Annotated in this window: 17 protein-coding genes; 9 read left to right on the top strand and 8 right to left on the bottom strand. The window is 36.7% G+C overall.

Translation table 11 applies throughout. The features are described from left to right. Positions 1-56: 56 nt before the first annotated feature. Positions 57-1,088 carry an HAAS signaling domain-containing protein gene (locus tag ACOZBY_RS16670; protein WP_197148766.1) on the bottom strand — a complete coding sequence of 344 codons (1,032 nt, stop codon included), beginning with the start codon at positions 1,086-1,088 and terminating at the stop codon, positions 57-59. Between the two features lie 78 nt (positions 1,089-1,166). Here ACOZBY_RS16670 and ACOZBY_RS16665 point away from each other — a divergent pair, with 78 nt between their 5' ends. Next, the gene (locus ACOZBY_RS16665) at positions 1,167-2,462 is read left to right on the top strand and encodes a GNAT family N-acetyltransferase (RefSeq protein ID WP_227256947.1); all 1,296 of its coding nucleotides are present in this window, start codon (positions 1,167-1,169) and stop codon (positions 2,460-2,462) included. Between the two features lie 15 nt (positions 2,463-2,477). Here ACOZBY_RS16665 and psiE read toward each other — a convergent pair whose 3' ends face one another. Beyond that, entirely contained in the window at positions 2,478-2,933 is a 456-nt protein-coding gene (psiE, locus tag ACOZBY_RS16660) for a phosphate-starvation-inducible protein PsiE (RefSeq protein WP_036162460.1), read from the bottom strand. 217 nt (positions 2,934-3,150) lie between these two features. Between psiE and ACOZBY_RS16655 the strand changes: the two genes are divergently transcribed. Next, a complete protein-coding gene (locus tag ACOZBY_RS16655) occupies positions 3,151-3,375 on the top strand; it encodes a hypothetical protein (RefSeq protein ID WP_008177853.1) in 225 nt (74 codons plus the stop codon). A 57-nt stretch (positions 3,376-3,432) separates the two neighbouring features. Here the strand turns inward: ACOZBY_RS16655 and ACOZBY_RS16650 are convergent, their stop codons facing one another. After that, positions 3,433-5,166, bottom strand: a complete 1,734-nt coding sequence (locus ACOZBY_RS16650; RefSeq protein ID WP_422762554.1) for a cache domain-containing protein — start codon at positions 5,164-5,166, stop codon at positions 3,433-3,435. 192 nt (positions 5,167-5,358) lie between these two features. Next, positions 5,359-6,342, bottom strand: coding sequence for a GMP reductase (gene guaC, locus ACOZBY_RS16645; protein ID WP_012296139.1), 984 nt, complete (start codon positions 6,340-6,342; stop codon positions 5,359-5,361). Between the two features lie 236 nt (positions 6,343-6,578). Between guaC and ACOZBY_RS16640 the strand changes: the two genes are divergently transcribed. Beyond that, complete coding sequence (locus ACOZBY_RS16640; protein WP_031416763.1) at positions 6,579-6,998, top strand: VOC family protein; 420 nt, start codon at positions 6,579-6,581, stop codon at positions 6,996-6,998. Between the two features lie 44 nt (positions 6,999-7,042). On the opposite strand, the gene ACOZBY_RS16635 is transcribed toward ACOZBY_RS16640, so the two are convergent. Further along, on the bottom strand, positions 7,043-8,992 hold the full coding sequence (locus ACOZBY_RS16635) for a methyl-accepting chemotaxis protein (RefSeq protein WP_012296137.1): 1,950 nt from the start codon (positions 8,990-8,992) through the stop codon (positions 7,043-7,045). 255 nt (positions 8,993-9,247) lie between these two features. Then, positions 9,248-11,197: a methyl-accepting chemotaxis protein gene (locus tag ACOZBY_RS16630; RefSeq protein ID WP_422762553.1), complete on the bottom strand. Its 1,950-nt coding sequence runs from the start codon at positions 11,195-11,197 to the stop codon at positions 9,248-9,250. A 204-nt stretch (positions 11,198-11,401) separates the two neighbouring features. Between ACOZBY_RS16630 and ACOZBY_RS16625 the strand changes: the two genes are divergently transcribed. Further along, entirely contained in the window at positions 11,402-11,776 is a 375-nt protein-coding gene (locus ACOZBY_RS16625; RefSeq protein WP_422762552.1) for a VOC family protein, read from the top strand. Positions 11,777-11,872: 96 nt separating this feature from the next. Here ACOZBY_RS16625 and ACOZBY_RS16620 read toward each other — a convergent pair whose 3' ends face one another. Continuing rightward, complete coding sequence (locus ACOZBY_RS16620) at positions 11,873-12,619, bottom strand: hypothetical protein (protein ID WP_099805444.1); 747 nt, start codon at positions 12,617-12,619, stop codon at positions 11,873-11,875. Positions 12,620-12,888: 269 nt separating this feature from the next. On the opposite strand from ACOZBY_RS16620, the gene ACOZBY_RS16615 reads away from it, so the two are divergent. From ACOZBY_RS16615 to ACOZBY_RS16595, 5 genes are all read left to right on the top strand, one after another. Beyond that, positions 12,889-14,055, top strand: coding sequence for an acyl-CoA dehydrogenase family protein (locus ACOZBY_RS16615; protein ID WP_197223665.1), 1,167 nt, complete (start codon positions 12,889-12,891; stop codon positions 14,053-14,055). Positions 14,056-14,086: 31 nt separating this feature from the next. Next, positions 14,087-14,950: a transporter substrate-binding domain-containing protein gene (locus ACOZBY_RS16610; RefSeq protein ID WP_416277897.1), complete on the top strand. Its 864-nt coding sequence runs from the start codon at positions 14,087-14,089 to the stop codon at positions 14,948-14,950. 84 nt (positions 14,951-15,034) lie between these two features. Then, positions 15,035-15,742, top strand: coding sequence for an amino acid ABC transporter permease (locus tag ACOZBY_RS16605; protein ID WP_031416758.1), 708 nt, complete (start codon positions 15,035-15,037; stop codon positions 15,740-15,742). Between the two features lie 12 nt (positions 15,743-15,754). Then, positions 15,755-16,456 (top strand): amino acid ABC transporter permease, encoded by a 702-nt coding sequence (locus tag ACOZBY_RS16600; protein ID WP_012296130.1) that lies wholly within the window; start codon positions 15,755-15,757, stop codon positions 16,454-16,456. Between the two features lie 13 nt (positions 16,457-16,469). After that, on the top strand, positions 16,470-17,225 hold the full coding sequence (locus tag ACOZBY_RS16595) for an amino acid ABC transporter ATP-binding protein (RefSeq protein ID WP_012296129.1): 756 nt from the start codon (positions 16,470-16,472) through the stop codon (positions 17,223-17,225). A 118-nt stretch (positions 17,226-17,343) separates the two neighbouring features. Here ACOZBY_RS16595 and helD read toward each other — a convergent pair whose 3' ends face one another. Next, the gene (gene helD, locus ACOZBY_RS16590) at positions 17,344-19,650 is read right to left on the bottom strand and encodes an RNA polymerase recycling motor HelD (protein WP_422762551.1); all 2,307 of its coding nucleotides are present in this window, start codon (positions 19,648-19,650) and stop codon (positions 17,344-17,346) included. Positions 19,651-19,733 lie beyond the last annotated feature (83 nt).

Raw genomic sequence — 19,733 nt, 5'->3', positions numbered from 1 at the left:
AAACATTAGAGGAGAAAGGTATTTTAGCGATTTGAGATTAGCTTTCAATCATATATTTACAATTTATCACTTTTAGAGATTGGTATTTTAGCTTTTCTAAATCCTTGATATATATCAAATGCATTGGCTAAAACAGCAATAATCATACTGGCAAGCAGGATCTTATCTATGACAGATGAGACATTTTCTTTGTTAGTTTCTACGATTGCTGCAATGTACGGAATGGAGGCACTATGGATAAAATCCTGATGAACAGCAATGACAATAAATACAATAGTTCCCACACTTTGAAGTAATGCATTGATGATAGCAATCGTCATGGTCCATTGCCCAGTACGCCATTTTAAAAAGGTTAAGGCAAGACTAAGAATTATACAGAGCATGACGATGAGGGCATAGGATTGTAAAAGATTTTGATTCAAAATAGGCATAACAAATTTTAAACTACCATTTCCATTTGTTGTATAAATACCTAAAAGACGATTGGCGTTCCAATAAACAAAGGTAAAAATAATAGCCCCTACAAAGCTAAAAATTGTATCACTTAAAGTGATGATTTTTTCCTTAGGAACGGTTTTAATTTTTAAACTTTCGGGTGTCCATTCCTTGGTGTCATTCAAGAAAGGCAACAATTGAATTTTGCTCGGATCAGAGCGTTCTAGGACGATGAAAAAAACGGTGATCCAGAACAATACATGAAATGATACAGAAATAATGGTAACAATCGTCATAGCAAATGTTGAAATGATAGTGGAGAGCATGGCCTCTTCTCCAGAATAGAGAAAAATTCTCTCAATCACTTGAACAATGACCGTTATAAAAATAGCCCAAGGGAAAACGAGTTTAATGGTTCTAGTGTATGGATCAAACACGTTTGGACCAATTAAAAAACGAGGCGTATCCTGGTAGCTAGCTGCAACTTTTGCAGGGCTTCCAAGCTCTTTTAGCACTTTCATGATATCTGCTTCTGAATAGGGTTCTGGCAACATATCTTCAATAGTAGCTTTAAGCTCAAGCTTTATGTTTTCACGTCTATTTTTATGTAGTCTTTTAGATACTTCTTCAATATACGCATCAATTAAAGTCATTTCCTTATTCCTCCTTTAATCATTTACATTGTTCACATGTGCAGTGGTAATATATGTTATTATGGGTGGAAAATGAATATGAACGACATGTCATACTTTGAAAATGGAGGGGAATTAATGAGAGTGGTAGAGAGGTTAGTAAAAGAGCAAGACTTTTTAACTTTTGCGAGTATCGTTGTAGGAGCCTACCCTGGAATAGTGAACGGAGCTCAGACAACAAAAGAGCAGTTGAAAAATCTTTTTATGGAAAATCAGAATCATGATGAATCCCTAAATTATTTTGGGCTTTGGGAAGAAGGCAACCTAATTGGCGGCATGCGATTGCATGATTTTCAAATGAACCTTTTCTCTAAAATGATACCAATTGGTGGAGTAGGGCTTGTGGCAGTTGACTTGTTACATAAAAAGGAAAAGGTTGCGAAGGAGCTAATCCATCAATTCTTTAACTTTTTTTTAGCAAAGGGTATTCACTTTGTCGCTTTATATCCGTTTAGGCCAGATTTTTATAAGAAAATGGGGTTTGGCTATGGACCGAAAATGTACCAATATTTAGTAGAGCCCTTAAGCTTTCCTAAAGGTCAAACGAAGGAGCACCTTAAATATTTGTCAGTGGAAAATCAGCAACAGCTAACAGATTGTTATAACAGGGTAGCGTCTCAACAGCATGGGATGCTTCTCAAAACAAAGTCAGAGCTTTCTTCTATTTTTAAAAACGACGAAAACTATGTGATTGCGATGGAAAAGGACGATAGCGTGCAAGGCTATATCGTTTTTTCATTTAAAAAGCAAAGTGAGAGTAATTTTATGTTGAATAATTTAGTTATTAAGGAATGGGTATATGAGACACCACAGGCTTTGTTAGAGCTTAGTACGTTTTTAAACAGTCAGGCAGATCAAGTAAACCGCATTGAGTGGAATACACAAGAAGACAATGTACATTTCTTTTTAGGTGATGTCAGAAATGGTTCAAATCATTTAATTCCAAGTGTTTACCATGAAAATGCTGTGTCAGGAGTTGGACTGATGTACCGCATTATTAATGTGAAAGGTTTTTTTGAAGAATTAACGACACACCATTTTAATGGTGTAACACTGACATTTAAATTAACAGTTACGGACTCATTACTTGCTGAAAATAATCAGCAACTCATTATCCAGGCTGTTGAAGGTACAATTAACATGAATGAAAGTGGTCCCTATGATGTAGAAATAATTGTAGATGTGGCTGAGCTTTCCTCACTGGTAATGGGAGTCATAACGGTCCAAGAACTGTATATGCTTCAACGAATAAAGATCAGTCATGAGCAATATTTACAGGCATTACAGAAATTTTTCTTTGTGTTTGAAAAACCAAAATGTATGACGGCATTTTAGAATGTTGGTGCTAGGTTAATGCTCTTTATTCATAAAAAGAGATGATCGTGTCGGTCTTTCAAGCGGTGTGATATTAATAATAAAGTAACTAATGATGAGTATGAGAATAATGACTGAATAAATTAATGTATTCAGTGGATGATCGTGTTCAACGATAATTAATCGAATCATTGCTGTGATACCTATATATATAAAGTATCGTAGCGGAAAATGATAATCTTCTTTAAAATATTTAATAATCATCGTGATGAACTCAAAGTACAGAAAGAATATAAGGATGTTAGCAAGGAATAGCTTATAATCGCCACCTTCCTTAGTGAAGAGTAATATTTTAAGAAATTCTATTAGCTCCTTAAAGAGTAAAAACGCTAGAATGAGTGCTAATAGTACAAGGCAAACATTTAAAAAGAGTTGCAATGACTTAGGTACAGCTTTAATGAGCTGTATGTAGGGTGAATTTTTTTGATTCATATAACTCCTCCAATCAGTTTTGAATGGTAAGCATAAACACATTTATCATATGGAAAATACGAAAGTATTATGATATGAATATAACAATATGTCGTAAATCTTTCTTTTAGTATTTGTAAAGTTTTGGTATATTTTTGCGAAAGAAAGTTTTCAAAATAATTTAGTGGTATGCTAAAATAGATGTGCATGAATATAAAATTAAAAAGGGGTTTTAAAGATGGCAAAATCTGCAAAAACGGATGCTAAAATTACACCAGAGCGTTTAGAAGAAGCGTTAGTTGTTCGTGATCGTCTTATTATCGAACTACTTGTACAAGTTCTTGATGAGAAGCTAGTAATTGAGCGCCCAGTATTACGTGAGCGTGTAGGAAACCTTGTTGATCTTTCTAGCTATGATGCAGAACTAAAGGAAACAATCCACGCAGTTATTAACAAACTATAAGGAAAAGAAGAATGCTATGACCTATTCGTAGCATTCTTTTTTATAGGCTGTTACATGTCACGTAAAGCGTTCTACTAATTCATACATGCGCTCTGCCTCTGTATGGAGCTCCTGTGAGGAGTGCATGATAGACGTAACGGCTGACTTTTGCTCATCAATGGATGCATTAATTTGTTCGGTTGCTGCAGCAGATTCTGTGGCTACGCTTGCTATTTCGTTGATAGCATGAATAACGACTACCCGGTTTTGTGCCATTTCGTTCATACCCTCATTAAGAGAAACAAGGTGCTCTGTTATGTCCTGAATGGAGTCGGCTAGGAAAGTAAAAGCTCCTTTTACTTCTGTAATCGACTGTGCCTGACTTTGTGAAAGCTGAAGGGTGTTTATCATTTTTGTATCTGAATTGACCGTATCGATCTCGATGCGCTGTAATAGATTTCTGACACGATTAGTCGCTTCATTTGTATCCTCTGATAAATTTCGTACTTCTTCGGCAACTACAGCAAACCCTTTACCTTGATCACCTGCACGAGCTGCTTCAATACTTGCATTTAGCGCTAATAAATTAGTTTGCTCTGAAATGGAAGTAATCGTTTGTACTACTTGATGAATTTCTTTCATCTGGCTTGTTAAACTTGAAAAATTAGTTCTTAACTCTTCGATTACTTGCGTGAATTCATGAGAATTTTGCAGTAATAATTCAACTTTTTGTCTACCATTTTCTTGTGATTGATTAATAGTATTCATATTTTCGGTAATTTCACTGTATTGACTTGTAGCATTAGAAATCAGTGTTGATAATGTTTCCACTTTACTAATGGACAATTCAGCCTCCTCTGCCTGCACAACAGCTCCTTTAGAAATGTCATTGATAGTTTGGTGGATTTCATCAGCAGAGGCGGTAGTTTCCTCCGTAATCGCACTTAGCATTTCTGAAGAAACTCTCATTTGGGATGCACTATTCTTTGTATTGTTGACCATCTCATGTAAGCTTCTTTTCATATTATTGACATTATTCGCTAGTGTGCCAAGCTCATCCTTTGTCGTAACGGGGATGTCCTCCCCTGTTAGCTTACCTTTAGCAATATCTGATGTAATCACCATAATTTTTCGTATGTAGGCAGTCATCTGTCCAGTGAAGAACCAAAAAAGCATGACACCGATGATAGTAGCTAGGATGGTTGTACCAAGTGTGTAATATAAAACATTTTTAGTACCAGCATTAAAATCCATTTCATATGTACCAGCCGCGATAATCCACCCCCAATGCTTGTCCATTTCCACATAAGTAATTTTAGGAGCAACTATATCAGGATTGGAGGGTAGTGCCCAGTCATACCGCACATATCCGCCACCTGCTTGTGCAGTTTCAATCATTTCCCTCACAAAATAACGACCATCACTTGTTTGTAAGTCGGAGATATCTTGACCTTCGAGAGAGGGATGAGTTTCAACCAACCCATTGTCCTTAAAGGCATAGAAATAAAAATTATCACCGTATTTTACAGGGTTATCGATAGATCGCTTATGATCTTCAATTTTATTACCAACAATCTGTGTTCTAGCACTTTCTTGTGCTTCTTCTATCGTTAATTTCCCATTTCGAACTTGTTCATCCAATTGTGCAATTAATTCAAGTATGCCAAGTGTACCATTCTTAAGACTTTGTCTACCTACCTGATCCATCTCGCTTTTTGCTACAAAATAATTAACTGTTCCAACGAGTGCTGTAGATATGAGAATAACAATAATGGCTAGAGCGACTAACTTATTACGTACTGATTTAATCATAGAAAAGACCTCCGTTCCCTCAAAGTAATGCAGTATAATGATAGTATAATACAAAATTTTCTAATAAAATAGAAAATTCTGATAATAAGGGAGGTATTTTATATTGCAGGCTGGGTGTCTGTAGAGGAATTGGGTGATGGAAAAATAGAAAACTCCCACTCCAGAATGTTCAGAAGTGGGAGTTGTAACTTATTAGTACACTTTATCTCCATTGAAGATAGAGTTTTTCACGATAACATAATCAACATTTCGAATAGCATCCAGCTTTGTGCCACCAGCATAAGAAATAGATGATTGTAAGTCTTGTTGCATTTCAATTAATGTATCTTTTATACTTCCTTTATGCTCAACAAACATTTTCTTTCCTTCGACGTTTTTACGTTCGCCTTTTTGGAATTCTGAAGCAGAGCCGAAGTATTCTTTTACCTTTTTACCCTCGACTTCGATTGTTTGACCAGGTGACTCTTCATGACCCGCGAATAAAGAACCGATCATCACCATTGAAGCGCCAAAACGTACAGACTTAGCGATATCGCCGTGTGTACGAATACCACCATCAGCAATGATTGGCTTTGTAGCAGCTTTTGCACACCAGCGAAGTGCAGCTAACTGCCAGCCACCTGTACCAAATCCTGTTTTAATTTTAGTAATACATACTTTACCTGGACCAATTCCAACCTTTGTCGCATCAGCCCCAGCGTTTTCAAGCTCACGAACAGCCTCTGGTGTTCCTACATTACCAGCAATAACAAAGCTATTTGGTAAGTGTTTTTTAATATGCTGAATCATACGAATAACAGCATTAGAATGGCCATGTGCAATATCAATTGTAATGAATTCAGGTACTAAATTTGTCGCTGCTAATTCTTCAATAAACGCGTATTCTTCTTCTTTTACACCAACGCTAATTGAAGCAATTAAACCACTGCCATGCATATCTTGGATGAAATTTACGCGTGCTTCTGGTTGGAAGCGGTGCATGATATAAAAGTAACCGTTTTCAGCAAGTTTCTTAGCAAGAGTTTCATCAATAATTGTTTGCATATTAGCAGGTACTACAGGAAGTTTAAAAGTATGCCCTCCTAAAGTAACGGAAGTATCACATTCTGAACGGCTTTCTACGATACATTTTGCGGGAATTAGTTGAATATCTTCATAGTCAAATACGTTATCCATTATATACACTCCTAAAATACGAATATTTTTAAAGATTTATTTTAAATTGTTCGCCATTTGGTAATTTACATGATTTTTAAGAAAAAGTCAAAGCTTTTGCTAAAATAAATAAAAAAATGGAAAACAAGGCTACAATTCTTATGTGATAGATGAAATCTTTATCATTTAGTTTGTGTTATGATTTATAATCCATGTACAATATAATTGTTTCAAAAAATGTTAAGGGAGTGTTGGAAATGGCGGTAGAGGTATATTTAATTTTTAACGGAAATTGTCGAGAAGCAGTAGCGTTTTACGAAGATGCTTTTAGTACGGACAAGGCTGAAATTATGACATTTGGGGATTCACCACAGAACCCTGATTATCCATTACCAGAGGAAGCAAAAGATCTTGTTATGCATACACGACTTTCCGTATTCGGTAGTAGAATTATGTTCTCAGATACATTTCCAGGCTCACCATTTACGGTTGGAAACAATGTTACATTAGCTGTTGTTTCTGATGATGAAGAGCAGATGCGAAAAGCATTTGATAAGCTTAAAGATGGTGGGAAAGTTGTTATGGAGCTTCAAGAAACTTTTTGGAGTAAATGTTACGGCTCCCTTACAGATAAATTTGGTGTAGAGTGGCAGTTTAGCCATGAGGTAATTGAATAATTAATACAATTAAAAGCACGGTGATAGATCACCGTGCTTTATATTTAGTAATGGAAACGATTGACATAGCCCTGTAATTCATCCGCCATATCGAGTAATGCTTTTGATGATGATGCGATTTCCTGCATGGATGATAATGTTTGTTCGGTTGAAGCAGCTACTTCTTCAGATGCTGCTGCATTGAGTTTAGCATGATCTGACAGTTCAATGGCTGTTGCCGAAACTTCTTCTACGACAGCAGACATTTCCTGAGCAGAAGCCGATATATCCTCCATTTTAGGAGCGATGTTACGTAAACTCTCAATAATACTTATAAACTTCTTTTTTGTGTCCTCAGACAGCTGCAAGCCTTGTTGGACATCTGCAGAAGCCTGCATCATTGTTTGAACAGATTTAGCTGTATCTTGTTGAATGCCTGTAATTAGTGAGGCAATTTGCTCCGCTGATTGATGAGATTGTTCTGCCAATTTACGTACTTCATCTGCCACAACTGCAAAGCCTTTGCCATTTTCGCCAGCTCGTGCTGCTTCAATAGCTGCATTCAAAGCAAGAAGATTTGTCTGATCTGAAATGTTACTAATAATTTCGATGATGGAGCCTATTTCTTTTGTACGATCGAATAGTGATTTAATCGTGCTATCAGACTGTGCTACAGATTCATGGATGGATACCATTTGATTCACCGCTTGCTCGACAGATTGCCCACCCTCCACTGCTAAATGGATAGCCTGGCTGGATAAATCAGATACTTGTAGTGCACTATCTGCTACCTCTACAACCCCTTTCGCAATTTCCTCAATGGAGATTGCATTTTGATCGATGCCCGTTGTTTGTTTTTCCGTACTCATAGCTACTTGCTGCATAGCCTCTGTCACTTGTTCAGAGGTAGCGATATTCTGCTCAGCATTTGCTGAAAGACCTTGTGCAGCAGTTTGAACATGCTGAGAGCTTTGATCAACATTGCGAATTAGCTTTTTTAAGTTTACTTTCATGGAGACAAATGCCTCACCAAGCTGTCCAATTTCATCTTTCGTATGAATATCAATATATTCCGTCAAATCTCCCTCACTAATTTTTAATGCGCTCTGCTGTAATCGTTTAATAGGGTTAACAATGGATTTAATCATAGCAAGCATAAAGATAATGCCAACAATAATGGAAGCTGCAATGATTAGTAAGGTGATAGTAAATGTTGCAGAGGCAGCATCTGTAGCCTCTACGGTAAACATTGTTCCGATAACCTTCCATCCTGTCAGTTCATTTGTCTCAAAGCGTAAATGACGGTTTTTTTCAATAATGATTCCTTCCTGTTGTTCATAAACCTTTGATATATATTTTTCTGTAGCTTCGGTTCCGCTTTCCTTATCCCTTTGTGCTACATATAGTTGACTACTATCCAGTATGGCCGCAAAGCCAGTTTCCCCAATACGTGTTTCATCTGTTAGTGCACTTAAAACAGAGATATTTAAATCTAAGGCAATGACACCTGAATCATCGGGAAGAGCTTGCATAACCGTCACTACAATGTTATTTGTAGATTTTGATAGATAAGGAGAAGTGATCGATGCATGTCCCTTGTTTTCCATAGCCTTCGTATACCAAGGTCGAACACGCGGATCATAATCACTAGCATACTCATGGACAGGTGCATCAAACATACTTCCATCTGCAGTACCTATATAAAGCAATTCTACCTCTGGATGTGTATGGATGTATTCTTGAAAAAGATTATTCAATTCATCACGATTCTCTGGCTGTAAATAAGATAGATTTAACTTTTTTGCAAAATATTCAATATCGTGTATTTTAGGTGCAATCAAATTTGTAATATTGGTATTAAGCATTCTGACACTTTCCGTAGCACTTGCTTCTTGCTCCTTTAAAATTTGACTTTTAGTACTTTTAAAGGAGGTATAGCCGATTAAAAGTGCAGGAATGAGAAGGATGACTAAAAAGGCAAAGATGAGTTTCTTTCTTAAACTAAGTTGTTTCATAGGTTATTCCCCCTTAAATATCATGATAAGTTTGTAGATAATGGACGAAGTCTAATAATCATTAATTAGTCTTTCCTGTTGTAATATGATTCTAAGAGGAAAAGGGAGAATAATCAACATAATTTTCTGAAAAATCTGGAAAATAAAGTTATGTTTTGGTGATATTTAAAGAAAAATGTCCTATTTTGTAGTTCTTTACAAAAGAAAAATCTGAGTTCCATGAAGTTCTGAACTCAGATTTTAAAATGAAGCACCTTAATAGTGAAAACGATTTACATGACCCTGTAGTTCATCCGCCATATCAAGTAACGTTTTAGCAGCGGAAGCTATGTCCTGCATGGAGGATAGGGTTTGTTCAGTTGAAGCCGCAACTTCCTCTGTAGAAGCTGCATTTAATTTAGCATGGTCTGATAGTTCAATGGCTGTTGCAGAAACTTCTTCCACGACTGCTGACATTTCTTGAGAGGAGGCTGAGATATCCTCCATCTTGGGTGCAATGTTTCGAAGACTTGCAATAATACTCGCAAACTTTTTATTCGTTTCCTCCGTTAGTTGTAAGCCATCTTGGACATCTGCAGAAGCTTTTACCATTGTTTGTACAGATTTAGCTGTATCTTGCTGAATAGTTGTAATGAGTGCAGAAATTTGTTCTGCTGAGTGATGTGATTGCTCTGCTAATTTTCGAACTTCATCAGCCACTACGGCAAAACCTTTTCCATGTTCTCCTGCTCTTGCTGCCTCTATAGCGGCGTTCAGGGCAAGTAAATTTGTTTGGTCTGAAATCACACTAATCATTTCCAAAATGGAGCCAATTTCTTTTGTGCGATCATAAAGAGTTTTAATCATTGTATCGGATTGTGTAACAGACTCATGAATCGAGTTCATCTGCTTAACAGTTTGTTCTACCGCCTGACCGCCTTCCTCTGCCAATTGGATAGCGTGGCTAGAAAGATCAGATACCTGCATAGAGCTATCTGCAACTTCCACAACTCCTTTAGCAATTTCCTCCACTGACATAGCATTTTGGTCAATAGCAGTAGTCTGCTTCTCTGTACTGATAGCCATCTGCTGTACAGCGTCAGCAACCTGCTCAGAGGCAGCAATATTTTGCTCAGCATTAGCAGATAAATCTTGAGCTGATGTTTGGACATGCTGCGAGCTTTGGTCAACGTTGCGAATCAGTTTTTTTAAGCTCACCTTCATAGAGATAAAGGCTTCTCCAAGTTGTCCAATTTCATCCTTGGAATGAATGTCTATAAACTCAGTTAAATCACCTTCGCTAATTTTTAACGCGCTATGTTTCAGCTTATTTATTGGATTGACAACAGATTTAATCATCAAGAGCATGAAGATTACACCAACTAAAATGGAGACAACAATGATCATTAGGTTGATATTTAATGTGGAGGCAGCCGCCTTTGCGGCTTCTGCGGTAAACATTGTACCAATAACCTTCCAACCTGTAAGTTCATTAGTGACAAACTGTAAATGACGATCTCTTTCAATAATCGTCCCGCTTGGTTGTTCATAAACTTTTGCGATATAGTTTTCTGTTGCCTCAGTCCCACTTTCCTTCTCAGGCTGAGCAATATAGATTTTATTGTTATCTAAAAGAGAGGCGTAACCCGTTTCGCCGATGCGTATTTCATTGGTAATGTCACTTATTGTAGAAATATTTAAATCTATTCCTATTACCCCTGAACCATCCGGTAAAGCTTGAGTGATGGTAATGACAATGTCATCTGTAGATTTTGTAACATAAGGTGCCGTTATTGAGACTTGGCCATTATTTTCTAAAGCCTGCTTATACCAGGGTCTTGTACGAGGGTCAAAGTCTTCAGCATACACTTGAGCAGGCTCATCCAGTAGTCTGCCATCTGCAGTTCCCAAATAAATAAGCTCTACTTCAGGATGCATATTAACGTATTCCTGTAGCAGTGATTTAAGCTCAGGAATTTTATTTTCCTGCAAATAAGATTCATTGAACTTTTTTGAGAAATATTGTACATCTTTTAATTTTGGTTCAATCGTGTTCGTAATATTAGTATTAAGTATGCGTACGCTTTCAGTTGCACTAGCCTGCTGTTCTTCAGAAATTTGCTTTTCAGCGCTTTGGTACGACACTATTCCAATTAAGAGTGTTGGAATGAGAAGCATTGCTAAAAACGAAAATATAAGCTTTTTTCTTACACTTAGTTGTTTCACTTGTATTATCCTCACATAATATTTTTTATTCTATACTTTTCCCTATAAGGTAAATAATTCTCATTCTAACAGAAATAAAGTAAAAGGTAAGCCCTAATAGATATTATTATCAATTTTTAGAAATTTCGCTAAACAATTCGTTAGAAGCTATATAATGCCTTGTTTTGTTGTATACTAATGCATAAATGAGGAGGGAGTAAAGTCATGATTCATCAAATTGGACAAGTCATGTTATATGTTAACGACCAAGATGCTGCAGTTAAATTTTGGACAGAAAAAGTAGGATTTATTATTATAAATGAGCAGGAGGAGGCTGGAATGCGTTGGATTGAAATTGCACCAGCGAGGGAAGCTCAAACATCCTTTGTGCTACACAATAAAGAAATTATTGCTAAAATGCAGCCAGAATTAAATTTGGGAACACCCTCTATTATGTTTTACGCTGACCAAATTGAAGAGATGTACCAGGATTTTCAGGCAAAGGGCATTAAGGTGGGCGATTTAGTCATGATGCCGGTGGGTAGAGTCTTTAATTTTGCGGATCCAGAAAACAATTACTTTGCATTAGTTGAAAAATAATAATAAATGAGGAAATCTGCTTATTTTTGTTGTGAATTAATTAAAAATAAGCAGATTCTTGTTTGGTTTCTTCTTATATAAATGTTAGTTAGTCCTCTATGCTAAATCTTCTCCGAAAATACTAACTGTTTGTCGATCTACTACAAATTCATGGCCATCCCATTTTAAAATATTTTCCACATACCCTAAGCCATCTGCATGGTACCTACCTGCAATCTCTTGATAAGCTAAAATTTCATATGTCCCATCCCGATCATAATCAACAGGATATAATCCGCTAATGGGGTCAACCCAACCCTCAATCGGTTGCTTTAATGTTCCATCCGGATGATAGATTTCTGCTAAATATTCAGGCCCTTTATAGTGTAGATCAATTATATATTTTTTTGCAGGTGTCTTACTTTGAACAATTGCCTTATAGTTGTTGGCATAATTGACAGTATAGTGGAGCTTATTATTAAATGATTCTGTGTCAAAAATGGAGTGTACTTGATTATTGGTAGAGGAGAATATTTCCCCGTTAATAATTCCTCCGCTACCTCCTGTATCAGAAATAACCAAAATATCTTCTATATGATTACCAGTAAAATCTCCTAGAAAAATGGTTGGGTTATAACCCACATTTTCTTTTAGCGGGATTTGTTCAATTCGCCCTGTTTGCCCATAAAAAATGGTTAAGGTTAGGTTTTCCCATAAAGGGCTACCAGTCTTTTGAGTCCCCATTAAAAAAATCGTTTCAAAGAAGCCATCCCCATTAATATCTCCAAATTTAGTTTGAATAACCTGTGGTGCTAAATGGGATGCGTAGCCTGCCCCTTGCGCAGAATTTATGTTATTAGTCATATATACACCTCTTTCATAGTCTTAGCATATGTTGTAAAAAAAGCTTGGTGCATAAAAATTCGAAGAGGTCTAAATCATATTAAACAGACAAAAAAACTTAAATTTAACCCATTGACATTTTTAAAGGTGAAAAGTAATATAAATGTCAACGTATCAGAAAATTCAGTACCAGATGCTATCTCACTACAAATTTGTAGCGCGGGATTTTTTTTATTATTAATTCTTAGTAAATATATAAGATTTATATATATTGGGAAGAAGGAGATTTTTTGAAGAATTTATTTGTTAAAACGGAGCAACAACGATTTTGGTTAGATAAGTTAGAAGCCATCTCAAATCCTATTAAGGCTGAGGCAGCTGAGGTAGATGAACAATCTCGTTTCCCGTTCGAAGCGCATCGACTACTCAAGGAAATTGGTTATCCGCAGCTTACTTTACCGAAACAATATGGAGGAGAGGGCCTATCAGTCTATGACATGGTACTTGTACAAGAAACATTAGCAAGCTATGACGAGAATGCCTCGCTCTCCCTCGGATGGACATTAGGTGTTGTTGGCGAGATATATGATACTAAATTATGGAAAAAGGATGCATTAACGGCATTCGCGGAGGAAATAAAGAAAGGCGCCATGATTAATAGGGCTGTAAGTGAAGCAGCAACTGGGAGCCCAACACGTGGGGGAAAACCAGGAACAAATGCTGTTTCTATAAAAGACGGATGGCGCATAAATGGACGCAAAATTTTTACAACAGCTTCTCCAGTGTTAGATTATTTCCTCACTTCTGCTTGGATTGAAGAAAAGCAACAAATTGGTTTCTTCCTCATCCATAAAGATTCAATAGGATTAACGATTGAAGAGAATTGGGAAATGTCTGCAATGCGAGGCACTAGCAGCCATGATCTTGTATTAAAAGATGTCGTTGTGGCTAAAGAGCATTTAGTCGAATTACCAAGTCATCCTAGTGGCGGTAAGATAAATGGCTGGATATTACATATACCAGCCACATACCTAGGCATTGCACAAGCTGCCCGTGACTATGCTGTACATTTTGCCAATCATCATCAACCTAATAGCTTGAATGCTCCAATTAGTACATTACCGAATGTACAACAGCTTTTAGGGGACATAGAGTTGAAGCTTCATCAAGCACGCTTTGTTTTATATGGGGTAGCTGAGGCATACGATGATCCAGCAAGACGCGTCATTTTAACAAATGAAATGGCTGTTGCTAAACATACCGTAACGAATATCGCAATTGACATTGTTGATAAGGCGATGCGTGTAGTCGGGGCGAAAAGCTTACAATTGTCAAACCCGCTACAGCGCTATTATCGAAATGTACGTGCAGGGCTTCATAATCCGCCAATGGATGATATGACCATAATTAAATTAGCAACGGCTGCTATTGAACAGCAGAAATTAAATGACCATTAATAATAATGTGGATAATAAGGAGAAATGTTATATGAAGAAGAATAAGATATTACAATTTGCCATGATTGGATTAGCTTCTATCGCACTTTTAGCGGGCTGTAATTCTGGAGAATCAGCTGATAAGAATGCAGATGATGGTGGCAAAGTTCGTACAGTCAAAGTTGCCTACGATCAGGCCTCAAAGCCTATTAGTTATATAGATGATAATGGAAATCCAACAGGTTATGACGTAGAGGTAATGAAATTAGTAGATGAATTATTACCTGACTATAAATTTGAATATGTAGGAACGACAAGTGATGATTTATTAATTGGTGTAGAGCAAGGAAAATATCAAGTTGGGGTGAAAAACGCATTCTTTACACAGGAACGCACAGAGAAATTTATTTTCCCAAAGGAATTTTTGGGATTAAGTAGTGCAGGACTAGTATTACGTAAAGAAGATGAAGGGATAAAGACGTTAGCTGATTTTGCGAAAAAGGGCTATTCGTTGGCACCTATTGCAGCTAATAACGCGCAATACACAATTATTGATGAGTATAATACTGCCTACCCTGACAATAAAGTAAAACTTCAAGCTGGTGACGCATTTACGGTTGACGTTGTGCAGTGGGTAAATGAAGGGCGCGTCGATGGTGGCGTGATGATTGAGGGGCCTTTTAAACAGCAAGTACTTGCAGAAGATGGACCATATAATAACTTGAAAGATGAAGTAGTCTATAATGAGTTTTCTGTTATTAAAACGTGGCCTCTTTTCAATAAAAAAGAACAAGAATTTGCTGATGCCTACGATAAAGCCATCGCTCAAATTAAAGAACAGAAGAAAACAAACGAATTGAGCACGAAATTCTATGGCCGTGATTTATTTGAAGTGTTGGAATCTGTTAATCGTTAATTTAATGCATATTGACCATTATTAAGGCTGTTGAGGCTGGCACGCTCAGCAGTCTTTATTCATAAAACAAAAGTTGGTGAGGAAATGGATAAATACTTTGACGCGACCTATATTTGGAGCGCGATCCCCGTCTTATTACCGTTTTTAAAAATCACGTTTTTAGTTGCAGGGTCCTCTATTGTCTTAGGCACAATATTTGGCTTATTACTAGCAGCCGCTAAGCTCTCTTCTGTTAAGCTATTACGAAAATTAGCGAACCTGTATACAACAATTATGCGATGTACACCATCCATTGTTTTATTATTCCTTGTTTATTATGGTGTACCAGCATTAGCTGAAAACTTTGGTCTCAATCTCCATTCCATTGAAACGGCTATTTTCGTGGTAGTAACATTCACATTACAATTTGCAGCAATTATGTCAGAGGTGATGCGATCGGCTTATTTAGCCATTCCAAAAGGGCAGTTTGAAGCAGCTGTTAGTGTAGGGTTAACACCTATACAAGCTTACCGAAGAATCATTTTCCCACAGGCGCTTGTCGTTGCATTACCGAACTTTGGAAATGGCATGATTGCTTTATTACAGGAAGGTGCCTTGGCCTATACAATCGGATTAATTGATATTGTGGGGAAGGCCAATTTAATTATAGCTAGTAATATTAATGCTCATGCCTTAGAGATTTATATTGCCTTGGCTATTATTTATTGGGTACTATCTATTATTATTGAAAAAATATTTTCTATATTAGAAAAGGTATTTGGTAGGGGTAAAAAGACCTTAGAAACAACGTAAGGAGGCGTAACCATGAATTATCAATTTTTATTTGAAACATTTTTTGTTGCATTATCAGGTGTTCCCATCGCACTCCTTGTCACAGTTGTAGCTTTGCTCATTGCTCTGCCACTAGGATTTTTGCTGGCGTTAACAAGGATAAATAAAATTCCAGTTATACATCATATAGCAAAAATTTATGTATCTTTTGTGAGAGGAACACCTATTATTATACAAATTTTTATTATTTATAGTAGTATTCCGCTTATGCTAAAAGTTATTTTTGAAAAATATCATATTACGTATGATATATATAAAATCAATCCAATCTGGTATGCATTTATCGTGTTCGCATTTAGTTCAACAGCCATATTAATAGAAGTATTTCGTTCTGCGTTAAGTACCATTGAAAAGGGACAACTGGAGGCAGCATATTCAATAGGTTTGACAACATTCCAAGCGTATACCCGAATCATTATTCCTCAAGCATTAGTTGTTGCGCTACCGAATATATGTACAGCGACAGTCAATTTGATTAAAGCAACTTCCTTAGGGTACGCAATGTCTTTACCTGAAATCACACTGAAGGCAAAGGTTGCTGCAAATGTCGGCTACAATTACGTGGAAGCCTATCTTGATATCTTTATTGTGTATTTAATTTTATGTAGCACCGTCGAATACTTGTTCAAGCGATATGAAAAATATTTAAGCAAATATAAAGCGGCAAATGCCTAAGGGGTGAATGAGGATGTTAGAAATTAAAAATATTCATAAATCATTTGGTGAAAATGAAATTCTAAAGGGTGTAGATTTAGCTATTGATCAAGGTGATGTAGTCGTTATTCTAGGTCCTAGTGGCTCAGGAAAAACAACATTATTACGTTGTATCAATTTTTTAGAGAAAGCAGATCAAGGACATGCGACATTTGGAGACATTGAAGTGGATTTTCAACATGTAAAGAAAAAAGACGTACATGCAATTCGCCAGCGTGTAGCATTTGTTTTCCAAAATTATAATCTTTTCACGAATAAAACAGCATTAGAAAATGTCACAGAGGGACTAATTATTGGACGGAAAGTTCCTAAGGCAGAGGCAGTAGAAATTGGCAAAAAGGCTCTTGATAAAGTAGGCTTATCTGAAAAATATGACGCATATCCAAGTCAGTTATCCGGAGGTCAGCAACAACGGGTAGGGATTGCGCGGGCGGTAGCGTTGAATCCGGATATTATTTTATTCGATGAACCAACGTCTGCACTTGACCCTGAATTAGTCGGTGAGGTCCTACAGGTCATGAAAAATATTGCAGCTGAGGGGACAACAATGCTTGTGGTGACACATGAAATGGGTTTTGCAAAAGATGTAGCAAATCGTGTGATTTTCATGGACGGAGGCGTTGTCGTAGAGGAAGGTAGCCCTCATGATATTTTTGTTAGCCCGAAAGAGGAACGGACGAAGAGATTTTTAAAACGTGTCATTCCAGAAGACTATACGTTCTATATATAACGAGGATAATTTCCATTCAGACTCAGCTCCAATGTATGCTCAAAGAGATGGTTGAGAGCGGGAGATATAGACCTGAATGGAAATCCCTTCGTTTATTCAGCAATAATGAAACACCTTTCTATGATTGAAGGAAGTACGTTAATTTGTTAATAGAATAAATGTGCAGCTCATGCATAGCTCTTGTGCAGGCTGTATAGAAATAATTACGCTCTGTTTCACGTGAATAGTTGGCGGCGGATGCATTATAGATAAGAACTGCATCAAATTCAATCCCCTTTGCCATATAGGCAGGGAGTAATAATATCCCTTTTTTAAATTGCTTAGTATTGTGAGTAATGAGTTGAATATCAACGTGATTGCTTAATTGTTCAAAAACCGCAGAACATTCCGCTGCGGTTTTACAAATAACAGCAATTGTTTCAAATTTATGAGCTAGCGTGTTAATGCTCTGGATAATCTGTTGGTTTAACTCCAATTCATTTGGCAAAATTGTAATCGTAGGTTCTAGCCCATTTCGGTTAAAGGCCTCTACTTCACTACCATCATTTAAAATTTTAGCCGTGAGCCGAATGATTTGCTTTGTCGAACGATAGCTTTTTGTTAAAATCATCTTTTCTGCATGCTCACCATATAATTGAGGGTCGAGCAGAGAAGGATTATCAAAGGTATGCGGATGAATGGTTTGATGTCCATCGCCTAAAATGGTCATACGAGCTTTAGGGAATAACTGCTGTAAGACAGTTAGTTGGAATGGTGAATAATCTTGGGCTTCATCAATTAATACATGGCGAATGGTCGTATTTGTCTGCTGTCCTTCAATTTTATCCTGTAAATATAAAAATGGAGCTGCATCTTCATAAGAAATCCATCGTTTTGCTAAATTAGGAAGAGTGTTTTGGCAGATGTCCTCCCAATTGTCTGGCACAAGCCGCTGAAATTCTTGATAGAGAGTATTAGACATATCAAAGAGTTGACGATAGGTACCTAATATATGGACGAATCTTAATTGATTGACAGAGTTTCGTAATGGTTTAAAATGCTTTTTTACAATTTGTCTCGCTAATTTTTTGCGTTCATGATCAAAATCATCAAATGAGTTTTCTGTATAGCGTCCCTCATATAAGAGCTCACTGTAAGACTTGGAGTAGTCTTCCTTTTCTAATAGCTCAGTAGCTTCTTCTACCCAATCCTTCATACGTTCAGTTCTTTCAATTTTGGTTAATTGCTGTAATAACCATTCCTTCACTAATTGTAGGCGATTTGGTATCGACATGGAGGATGGGAAAGAATAAAAGTATTCCGTAATTTCCTGTGCAGTAATAATTCGTTCCCCACGAAAAACAATATTTTTAAATAATAAGCCTTTGTTTGACAAATAGCTTACATATTGGTCGATCAATTGTTTGTAAGTCAGGCTGGCTTTAAAAGATATACTATTTAATTTTGTTAAATATTGTGCCTCATCTTTTTCTGTTAAAAGATCTTCCAGTTGCTCATAAGGATATTCTAATTGGAATTGACGACCTAAACGCTTTTCAGCATACTCAATAAATGTTAGTTGTTGCATATTATCTTCACCTAAATCAGGTAACACAGTGTGAACATATTGATTAAAAAGCTGATTAGGTGTAATCAGTAGAATTTGATCTGCCGTCATTTCATTACGATATCGGTATAATAAATAAGCAACCCGTTGGAGAGCAACGGCCGTTTTACCACTTCCTGCAACACCCTCTACTATGAGGTAACGTGAGTGGATATGGCGAATAATTTTATTTTGTTCGGCTTGAATAGTTGCAACGATACTGCGAATATGCTCGTTTGCATTTTGTGCAAGGATATCAAGCAATAAGTCATCACCAATGGTAAGACCTGTATTAAACATCGATTGTAGCTGTCCGTTTTTAATAATAAATTGCCGTTTAAGTAGCATCTCTCCGTGAATGTTTTCCGTCGTAGTTTCGTAGGAAGCCTCACCAGGTGTGCAATCATAATACATACTAGAAATGGGTGCACGCCAGTCATAAATGATGATGTTTTCATCTAGCTCATCCAAAAGTGTGGCAACACCTATATAAATTTTTAGAGGTTCAGAATGCTCGCTTTGTAAAAAATCAATTCGTGCAAAATAGGGTGACTGCTGTAAACGTTCATAAACCTTCGCATATCGAATCGCCCTTTGCTGTGCAAGTTCTGAATCTGAAAGAAGCTCTACTTGTTGCTTAATGGCAAAAAAGGTTTCATCAACATCCTCAGCAGTATCTAAATTGACTCTGACATCGTTCCAGAAAGTTTTTTTGATGGAGACAGCATTTTCTTTAAACCCTTTTTCTTTAAGCAGTAATTCCTTCATTTTGTCATCAATGATAGTTAAACAATGCTCAAGGTGCTGCTTTTCTTCAATCCATTCATTTTGATTTTCCAACGTTTACTCACATTCCTTTCCATAGTTTTTATTTTCGTTCGGCATGAACCCTTACCTATATAGATGGTGGGATGTAGGTAATT

Origin of the sequence: Lysinibacillus sp. NPDC056220 (assembly GCF_049315265.1) — a bacterium.
GTDB lineage: Bacteria > Bacillota > Bacilli > Bacillales_A > Planococcaceae > Lysinibacillus > Lysinibacillus pinottii.
This window is presented reverse-complemented; position numbering and strand designations above follow the sequence as displayed.

What these genes read in the sequence shown, in the direction of transcription:
- ACOZBY_RS16670 (WP_197148766.1), bottom strand. Translation starts at nt 1,088, where the DNA reads ATGACTTTAATTGATGCGTATATTGAAGAAGTATCTAAAAGACTACAT.
- ACOZBY_RS16665 (WP_227256947.1), top strand. Translation starts at nt 1,167, where the DNA reads ATGAACGACATGTCATACTTTGAAAATGGAGGGGAATTAATGAGAGTG.
- psiE (WP_036162460.1), bottom strand. Translation starts at nt 2,933, where the DNA reads ATGAATCAAAAAAATTCACCCTACATACAGCTCATTAAAGCTGTACCT.
- ACOZBY_RS16655 (WP_008177853.1), top strand. Translation starts at nt 3,151, where the DNA reads ATGGCAAAATCTGCAAAAACGGATGCTAAAATTACACCAGAGCGTTTA.
- ACOZBY_RS16650 (WP_422762554.1), bottom strand. Translation starts at nt 5,166, where the DNA reads ATGATTAAATCAGTACGTAATAAGTTAGTCGCTCTAGCCATTATTGTT.
- guaC (WP_012296139.1), bottom strand. Translation starts at nt 6,342, where the DNA reads ATGGATAACGTATTTGACTATGAAGATATTCAACTAATTCCCGCAAAA.
- ACOZBY_RS16640 (WP_031416763.1), top strand. Translation starts at nt 6,579, where the DNA reads ATGGCGGTAGAGGTATATTTAATTTTTAACGGAAATTGTCGAGAAGCA.
- ACOZBY_RS16635 (WP_012296137.1), bottom strand. Translation starts at nt 8,992, where the DNA reads ATGAAACAACTTAGTTTAAGAAAGAAACTCATCTTTGCCTTTTTAGTC.
- ACOZBY_RS16625 (WP_422762552.1), top strand. Translation starts at nt 11,402, where the DNA reads ATGATTCATCAAATTGGACAAGTCATGTTATATGTTAACGACCAAGAT.
- ACOZBY_RS16620 (WP_099805444.1), bottom strand. Translation starts at nt 12,619, where the DNA reads ATGACTAATAACATAAATTCTGCGCAAGGGGCAGGCTACGCATCCCAT.
- ACOZBY_RS16610 (WP_416277897.1), top strand. Translation starts at nt 14,087, where the DNA reads ATGAAGAAGAATAAGATATTACAATTTGCCATGATTGGATTAGCTTCT.
- ACOZBY_RS16605 (WP_031416758.1), top strand. Translation starts at nt 15,035, where the DNA reads ATGGATAAATACTTTGACGCGACCTATATTTGGAGCGCGATCCCCGTC.
- ACOZBY_RS16600 (WP_012296130.1), top strand. Translation starts at nt 15,755, where the DNA reads ATGAATTATCAATTTTTATTTGAAACATTTTTTGTTGCATTATCAGGT.
- ACOZBY_RS16595 (WP_012296129.1), top strand. Translation starts at nt 16,470, where the DNA reads ATGTTAGAAATTAAAAATATTCATAAATCATTTGGTGAAAATGAAATT.